Source organism: Alphaproteobacteria bacterium, from assembly GCA_018662925.1.
Classification (GTDB): Bacteria; Pseudomonadota; Alphaproteobacteria; order 16-39-46; family JABJFC01; genus JABJFC01.
The window spans coordinates 21,831-29,640 of sequence record JABJFC010000089.1; the positions used below are offsets into that span (position 1 = coordinate 21,831).

The 7,810-nt window shown below is 43.2% G+C and carries 8 protein-coding genes; 1 reads left to right on the forward strand and 7 read right to left on the reverse strand.

The genetic code is table 11. The annotated features are described in order from the left end of the window. Positions 1-19 precede the first annotated feature (19 nt). The 4 genes from HOL16_08245 to HOL16_08260 all read right to left on the reverse strand — a co-directional run bounded on the left by HOL16_08245 (position 20) and on the right by HOL16_08260 (position 5,597). Positions 20-286, reverse strand: a complete 267-nt coding sequence (locus HOL16_08245) for a hypothetical protein (GenBank protein MBT5390666.1) — start codon at positions 284-286, stop codon at positions 20-22. Between the two features lie 93 nt (positions 287-379). After that, on the reverse strand, positions 380-3,451 hold the full coding sequence (locus tag HOL16_08250; protein MBT5390667.1) for an efflux RND transporter permease subunit: 3,072 nt from the start codon (positions 3,449-3,451) through the stop codon (positions 380-382). Between the two features lie 3 nt (positions 3,452-3,454). After that, complete coding sequence (locus HOL16_08255; GenBank protein ID MBT5390668.1) at positions 3,455-4,552, reverse strand: efflux RND transporter periplasmic adaptor subunit; 1,098 nt, start codon at positions 4,550-4,552, stop codon at positions 3,455-3,457. Between the two features lie 64 nt (positions 4,553-4,616). Then, positions 4,617-5,597, reverse strand: coding sequence for a Gfo/Idh/MocA family oxidoreductase (locus HOL16_08260; protein MBT5390669.1), 981 nt, complete (start codon positions 5,595-5,597; stop codon positions 4,617-4,619). A 155-nt stretch (positions 5,598-5,752) separates the two neighbouring features. Here HOL16_08260 and HOL16_08265 point away from each other — a divergent pair, with 155 nt between their 5' ends. Further along, a complete protein-coding gene (locus HOL16_08265) occupies positions 5,753-6,028 on the forward strand; it encodes a hypothetical protein (GenBank protein MBT5390670.1) in 276 nt (91 codons plus the stop codon). Between the two features lie 76 nt (positions 6,029-6,104). Here HOL16_08265 and HOL16_08270 read toward each other — a convergent pair whose 3' ends face one another. The 3 genes from HOL16_08270 to HOL16_08280 all read right to left on the reverse strand — a co-directional run bounded on the left by HOL16_08270 (position 6,105) and on the right by HOL16_08280 (position 7,576). Beyond that, positions 6,105-6,926, reverse strand: coding sequence for a TIGR00282 family metallophosphoesterase (locus HOL16_08270; protein MBT5390671.1), 822 nt, complete (start codon positions 6,924-6,926; stop codon positions 6,105-6,107). Between the two features lie 84 nt (positions 6,927-7,010). Next, entirely contained in the window at positions 7,011-7,247 is a 237-nt protein-coding gene (locus HOL16_08275; GenBank protein MBT5390672.1) for a GNAT family N-acetyltransferase, read from the reverse strand. Then, positions 7,244-7,576 carry a GNAT family N-acetyltransferase gene (locus tag HOL16_08280; GenBank protein ID MBT5390673.1) on the reverse strand — a complete coding sequence of 111 codons (333 nt, stop codon included), beginning with the start codon at positions 7,574-7,576 and terminating at the stop codon, positions 7,244-7,246. Before HOL16_08280 ends, HOL16_08275 begins: the two co-directional genes overlap by 4 nt. Positions 7,577-7,810 lie beyond the last annotated feature (234 nt).

The window sequence follows — 7,810 nt, forward strand, 5'->3', positions numbered from 1 at the left end:
CTAATATACTTTTCTGACGCTACTTGGTTTCCTGCTGACGCTCTTCACATTTTTTATAGACCGTCCGACACGCAGCTAAACATTCCATATCTAATGTTTTCTTGTCGCCCCTTGCACTTAAATTACAGGATTTTGAACAGTGGACCCCTCTCTCTTCACAGGATCCTACCAACCAAAGCCAAATGATGCGATAGCTAGTGGAGATCCAAGCCGTCCCAGCGATCATAAAAAGAATTAAAATCAAAAACATACTCTTGCGAAATATATTAACGATTTTATATGGCATTGATCCTCCATGAATAGTACGTGGTTCTTATTGTTGTTCAGTGTACTACAGAGGGATAGGCTATGTCACTGAATTCTATAAATGCAGTACCGATCAGCCAGTGACCAGGCCACCTTCTTCTGTAAATTCTGGGAGAGGCTTACGCACCGATGGAGAAAAGAAGGTATACACTGTCGGAACAACGAAAAGAGTGAAAATTGTCCCAATCAACATCCCACCAACGATCACCCAACCGATCTGTTGACGACTTTCGTGGCCAGCTCCACTGGCAAGCGCCAATGGCAATGCCCCCAGCACCATAGCGCCTGTGGTCATAAGAATGGGACGGAGCCTGAGGCGGGAAGCTTCAACAACGGCCTCAAATTTAGAAAGCCCCTGATCACGAAGATTATTGGCAAAGTCTACGATCAAAATCCCATGCTTCGTAATCAAGCCTATGAGTGTCACCAAACCAATCTGACTAAAGATGTTAAAAGTTCCACCCGTCAATTTGAGCGCAATGAGGGCACCTGTCAAAGAAATAGGCACACTGAACATGATGATAAAGGGGTCAGAGAAGCTTTCAAACTGAGCCGCCATCACGAGGAATATAAAAGCAAGTGCCATGCCGAAAATAAGATAGACAGTATTTTGTGTTTCCAAGAAACGCTTCGTTTCTCCTGCAAACTCGGACCTAAAGTCTTCTGGGAATGCAACTTCCTTCACCTTGTTCAGAAAATCAATAGCTTCCCCTAAGCTAAACCCAGGATTTAAATCCGTACTCACCGTTACAGAGCGTAATTGGTTGTAATGATTGATTTCCTTCGGAACCGCACGTGACTTGAGTTGTACTAGGTTTGCTAAAGGAACCATAGCCGTTTCTTTGCCCTTTTGTCCCTTCATATAAATCATATTGATATCCTGAGGCGAACGACGGGTTTCTCCCACGATTTGAGATTTCACTTCGTACTGCTCTCCTTCCTTATTCATTCTCGTAGTCGTACGTCCGCTCACGAGCGTGTCTAGTGTCTCACCAATGGCCTGAATTTCCACTCCAGATTCCGCAGCCTTCTCCCGATCAATATCCACCACATATTGTTGTGCTTCTTGGGAGATATCTATAGTGATCCTAGAAAAACCGGGATGATCCGTTAAGGCGATTTCAATGGAAATAGCAAATTTAACCAGTTCTTCAAACGTCTTTGTCGTCTGAATAACGAACTGGACCGATTCCCCAGAACCTCCACCTCCAAAGAAAGAAGGACCCGCACTCGGCCACGCATCAACTCCTGGAATATCCCACAATTTGTATTTAATCTCTTGCATAATATCCTGTACAGATCTGGAACGAACTTCCCAAGGCTTCAAAAGATTGTAAGAAATAGCTGTTGGAAGCGTCACCACGGTCAATTGACGGTCAATCTCTGGAACAGATGCAAAAATGCGGTCCATTTCATCTACGTAGGGGCTCACAAACTTCAGCGTTCCTCCATCAGGCGCCGTCACTTTTCCTTGAATAACGCCTTTATCTTCCCTCGGAGCTAACTCACTCTTAATTTGATAGAGGCCAAGATACCCACCCAAAAGGGAAAACAGCACGCCAAAAAGGAGAACGTACCAGCGGTAGTTCAAAACCTTTGCTAACGTTCGTCCGTACCAGTCACTCAAACGCCTTTGTGCTCGCACACTTATGTTCTCTTTTCCCAGGTCATGAGGTAACAAAAGTCGAGAACACATCACTGGAGAAAGGGTTAAGGCAATAAACCCTGAAATCAAAACAGATCCTGCAAGAGTCAAAGAAAACTCTGTAAAAATCTTTCCTATTCGTCCTTGAGACAAAGCAATAGGGGCATAAACAGCTGCCAACGTTAAGGTCATAGCAATAATTGCAAAGGCAATCTCTTTGCTTCCCTTAAAAGCGGCCACCATTGGTGACTCTCCTGCCTCGATGTGTCGATGGATATTCTCCAGCATCACAATGGCATCATCCACCACGAGTCCGATGGCCAACACAAGTGCCAATAAAGTCAGCGTATTTATGGAAAAGCCAAAGGCATAGAGAAGAAGAAAAGTACCAATCAAAGATACCGGAATCGTAATGAGAGGAATAACAGCACCACGAACGGACCATAAAAAGCCCCACACCACTAGTAAAACTAAAAATGTAGCAATGAAAAGTGTCTCATAAACTTCGTAAATTGAGCGTTCGATATAAATGGTCGTATCATAGGCAATGGCCATTTCCACACCCGTTGGCAAAGACTCCTTCAGCTTTGGTAGCTCTGCCTTAAGCTCTTGGACAAGCTCAAGTGGGTTGGCAACCGATTTCTTAACAACCTCAATGGCAATAGCAGGCTTTCCATTATACATCACTCGGGATCTTTGCTCCCCAGGAGAAAAATCCGCATGCCCAATATCTTTTAGCTTAACCAGATACCCTTTATGTTCTTTAAGAATAAGATTCTCAAACTGTTCTGGAGTTACAAGATTTGCAGAAGTTGTGACCATAAACTCTCGCTCATCACTGATGATCCTACCTGCAGGGATTTCAATGTTCTGTTGTTTTAGAGCTGCAGCAACATCTTGAGCCGTGATTTCATAGCCGGCCATACGCGTGGGCTCAAGCCAAACGTGCATAACATACGGTGCAGAACCATAAACCTCGACGTTAGAAACACCCCCAATGGCTTCCACTTGATCCTTGAGTGACTTGTCGGCAAATTCATATATATCGGATGGTGAAACAACGTCACTATAAAGCGCTAAATGCAAAATTGGTTCTGCATCCGCATCAGATTTCCTTATGTTGGGAACCTCTGCCTCTTTAGGAAGTCTCGATTTAATACGTGCTAAACGATCTCGGACATCACTGGCTGCAGCATCCAAAGATCTATTTGGCTTAAAAATAAGTGTAATACGACTAGTCTCTGCATCACTTATGGAACGCAGAACATCAAGCCCTTCAAGACCAGCCAAGACCCCTTCAATGGGTTTCGTAACTTGTGTTTCTATGACTTCGGGATTCGCACCCTCAAATGTGGTTGTCACACTAACAATTGGTGTTTCTACCTGAGGATATTGTCGCAGTGGTAAGTATGAATAAGAAACCGCCCCGATCAAGACGAGAACAATGGTCATAACTGTCGCAAAGACGGGTCTCTTAATGCAAACTTCCGAGAGTGTCACAGACTACTTTCCTTTTCTCGTCACTTCATCCTTTTTTCGGATTGAAGGAATAACTTCAACAGGAATCCCGTCCACAACTTTCATTGCGCCAGCCGTAACCACAGTATCCCAAGACATTAATCCGTCTTCTATTTCAACCAGGCCACCTTCTCTGCCCCCTAACGTAACAGGCGTTCTGACTGCAGTACCGTTGATGACACGGAAAACCACATTCTCGCCCTCTTTAAATTCCACTGCTATCTCTGGAACCATGATGGCATCTTCATTTTCTTTCAGGGTCAATGTGAGAGCCGCAAAAAGTCCCGACCTTAATTTATGCTCAGGATTATCTATACTGGCTCGAACACGAATACTGTGGCTTACAGGATCTACCTTTGGGGAAATGCCTTCAATAACTCCCGTAAAATTATCCCACGGGAACCCATCTACTTTGGCAGAAATCTGTTGGCCAACTTTTAACTTTTGCAAAAAGATTTCGCCAATTTGAAAATCCACCTTTATGGGATCCACATCCTCCAAATTGAGAAGGTCTTCTCCTGGACGAACATAGTGACCAATACTCACATCCTTTAATCCGACGACCCCTTCAAAAGGAGCCTTCAAAATTGTCTGTGACAGCCTTATTTCAGCCTCTTCTTGCTCAGCCTCAGAAACCCTATACTGGGCAAGAGCTTTTTCATAATCACTCATTTTTACGTATTTCTGCTCCGCAAGAGCTGACAACCTATTATACTCGGCTTTCGCTGCTTTAAGGCGTGCATTTGTCACACTAAGTTTTGCTTTTGAAAGTCCTTCGTCCAATTGAATAAGAGGATCCCCCATCTTAACAGGCGTTCCCCCTTTAAAAAGTATCTTTGAAATGCGCCCCTCTACTTCGGGTCTAATAACAACCGACTCATTAGAAGTCAGAGTTCCAACTGCTTTAACACGTGTCGCAAATTTCCGGACAGTAACCGGTTCTGCTTCAACAACGACAGGCCTTGGTCCCGCGGCCTTTTGGGCAGCAGACTCTTCAGCTTTCTTAGCACTCCACCAATAGTATCCCCCTCCAAGGGTAAGAACTAATAGCAGAGCAACTCCTGCTTTAAGAAAACGTGGCATACACATAACCTTTTTTCTATAATACTACAGTTTCAATCAATAAAAGGAAAGACCCCAATCAAACTCAAGCAGCCTTCTGACTTCTCAACATTTGATCAACCTTCTCTATAATTCCAAGCTGTGGAAGAGCTTCTTCCGCTGAAGTCATACACTCTTCTTTCCCTAAAATACAGTCCAAAAAGTGCTGACACTCTAACTTAAGTGGCTCACTTGGCAAGATATTTATAGTCGACGACGTTTTTGTGGAAGGATAAGAGCAACCTTTCCCGTCAAAATAAGTGATGCTCACCTTTTCTTCCCACGGCAACACGTCATTAAAGACAATGATTCCCTTTGTTCCCGTAACCGCAACGCTTTGTTCTTTTACGGCAGAAAATCTCGAAAGATAACTGAGAGATTTAACCCCTGAAGCAAAACCAAGTTCCACAGATAGCACATCAGAAATCCCCGCATAATGTGCATAGAGGTTACTTTCATGGATTTGGATTGGAGCCTCTTCACCCATTAACGCAAAAATCATTGAAAAATCATGAGGGGCATAATCCCAGAGGATGCTCTCATTTTCATAGAACTTCCCAAAGTTTGTGCGGCGGGTTTCGATATACTTGACGTCACCAATTTCTCCGGCTTGCACCAACTCTTTAACTTTTCTAAAGCCAGAATGGTACCGCAATAGGTGGCCGACCATAAGCGTCTTATTATGTTTTGATGCCGTCTCGCAAAGTTTCTGTCCCTCTACACTATTCGTTGCAAAGGGCTTTTCCACAAAGACATGCTTTCCACGTTCCAAAGCCTCTTTTGCCACTTTGAAATGGTTATGAGAAGGAACAGAAATAACGATCCCTTTTATTTCCTCATTTTCCAGAATTTCCTCCATAGAGGAAATAGAGACTCCATACTTTTCTTGCATGCTTGCTGCCGCACCAGAATGAGTTTCACAAACGGTTGCAAGAGCTCCTAGCTCATAAAAATTTCTCACTAAATTCTTTCCCCAATCACCACATCCAATGACAGCGATCTTTGGGGAATCATTAATTTTTTGCATCTATAATCCTATAAAGCATCGCACCAAATGAGTGCAACATACATGCGACCTATACACACATCAACACTTTCCATAAACTTCTAGATGAAAAAACATTACAATATGTTAAAATGAGGACAGTGATCATGAGGCAAAATGTTTCTTAGGAAAATTGTATGGAATTTGAGTTTCACGACCCAGAAGAAGAAGGACCCGGCTATTGGAAAGGCTATTATAACGGCCTAGCCTTCATTTTTTTCATGGTTGTTTTCATCCTTAATGGAGGGCTCTGGACACGAGCCTTTTATCGCCATGGCTTCACAGGCGGACTAGAGAAGCTTATGGAAGACTACAGTTTCTCCAATTGGAAATTTTACACCATAAATATCATTTTAATTCTGTTGGGACTCTTCATGCGCCATATTGCAAAACCCCATAAGAAAAAGAAATAAGCTGCTTTCCAGAATGATTGTAAGAAAACTTACTTCCTCTAGAAAAAGGGGTTAGTGTAATACTTTGAATGATAAGCTAGTTTTCTTTATGGGGCTCTGTGGAAGAAAGATATCCACCGATACGAACGGGAGCCACCTTTGTTGCAAGTCCTGAAGCGTCATCAATTTCAACATACAAACCGCAAAGGGTCCCTTCTCCATCTGCGGGAGAAAACCGTTCCGTAGGCATCTTACGGGTGAATCGCAAAATGGGAATTTCTTTTTTAACCCCAATCACGGAATCATAATCCCCACACATGCCAACGTCAGTCTGATAAGCGGTTCCTTTTCCAAGGATCATGTGATCTGCAGTTGGTACATGAGAATGGGTTCCAACCACAAGAGATACAGAACCGTCTAAGTAGTGCCCCATGGACATTTTTTCGCTTGAAGCCTCAGCATGCATGTCCACAATAATAGCGTGGACAGACTTACCGAGCGTGTATTTTTCAAGCAAATTTTTCATGGCCGCAAAGGGATCATCCAAGACGTCCATGAAAACACGCCCCATCACATTGACTACAAGAACTTTTCTTCCGTCTGGTAGGGTGTACTCAGTTACACCACGACCAGGTGTTCCTTTTGGATAATTGAGAGGCCTCAGAAGCCTTGGGTCCGAATCAATATAAGAGATAATTTCCTTTTGGGCCCAAACATGATTGCCCGTCGTGATGACATCGACGCCATGTTGGTAAAATAGTTTGCAAATCTTTGGCGTGATCCCAATGCCGCGTGCAGCATTTTCTCCATTTACGATTACGCAATCGAGGCCCAAATCTTCTCTCAGCTTAGGCACATACTCTACTATAGTATCACGCCCAGATCTTCCCATCACATCGCCACAAAATAGAATCTTCATTAAATCCCCTTTGTTATATTCGAGGGAGAATCACATAGTTTTTAGATTCTGTCAAAGTCTGGGATTTTTAGTAAGAACCACAAGCTAGGTCTGATCATGCTTCAAAAAAGTTTCCCAGTCCTTTTTAGTTAACTCCCATACCTCACGAGTTTTAAATTGAGAATCAACAAACTGAGCCGGGTCTGTACGAATAAGCCGCGCACCCGTTTTTGCTTTAAGCTTGCTCGAGCGCTTATTTTCAACTGCATTGGTTAAAATAAGCTTTTCAAATCCCAAATCCCCAAATGCATAAGCTGTAATAGGCTTTAGAGCTTCTCTCATAATACCCTCTCCCCACAGTGCTCCCGCGCCACCCAAAAGCCTCTATTTCCGTGAGTTATATCACGACGCAACTCGATAGCGCCAATCAATTTCGTGTCATTCTCCTTCAGAAAAATACCCCAGACCCACACATCATTTCCCTGTCGAGGCAAAAGTTTATTCATAAAATAATCTGTAACCCCACCTTCCGGATAGGGCCATGGTACTAGCCTTGTCAAATACCTGATCACCTCATAATCCACAAAGCCTCTTTCATAAGCCGGTATGTCTCGCTCTGTTACACCCCGCAATATGAGACGTTCGGTTTCAAAAACAGGAAGTTGGGACATTTCCACTAATTCACCTTCAATACCACTATGATCATCTCTTAAGCCTCCTTTTCAGCATAGCATAAAATAACTGCACTTTAAATTTTAGGCATAATCCCAAAATCCGCGATAGGAAGTTACATTTCTCCTTCAAGTTCAAGGGGACGCAGTTTTTTCGATCGAGCGCGAGTTTTTTTAGGTGTTAAATTTTTAAATCAGCAATAATTGACCCAAAGCGCTAAAAGTTACTCTAAA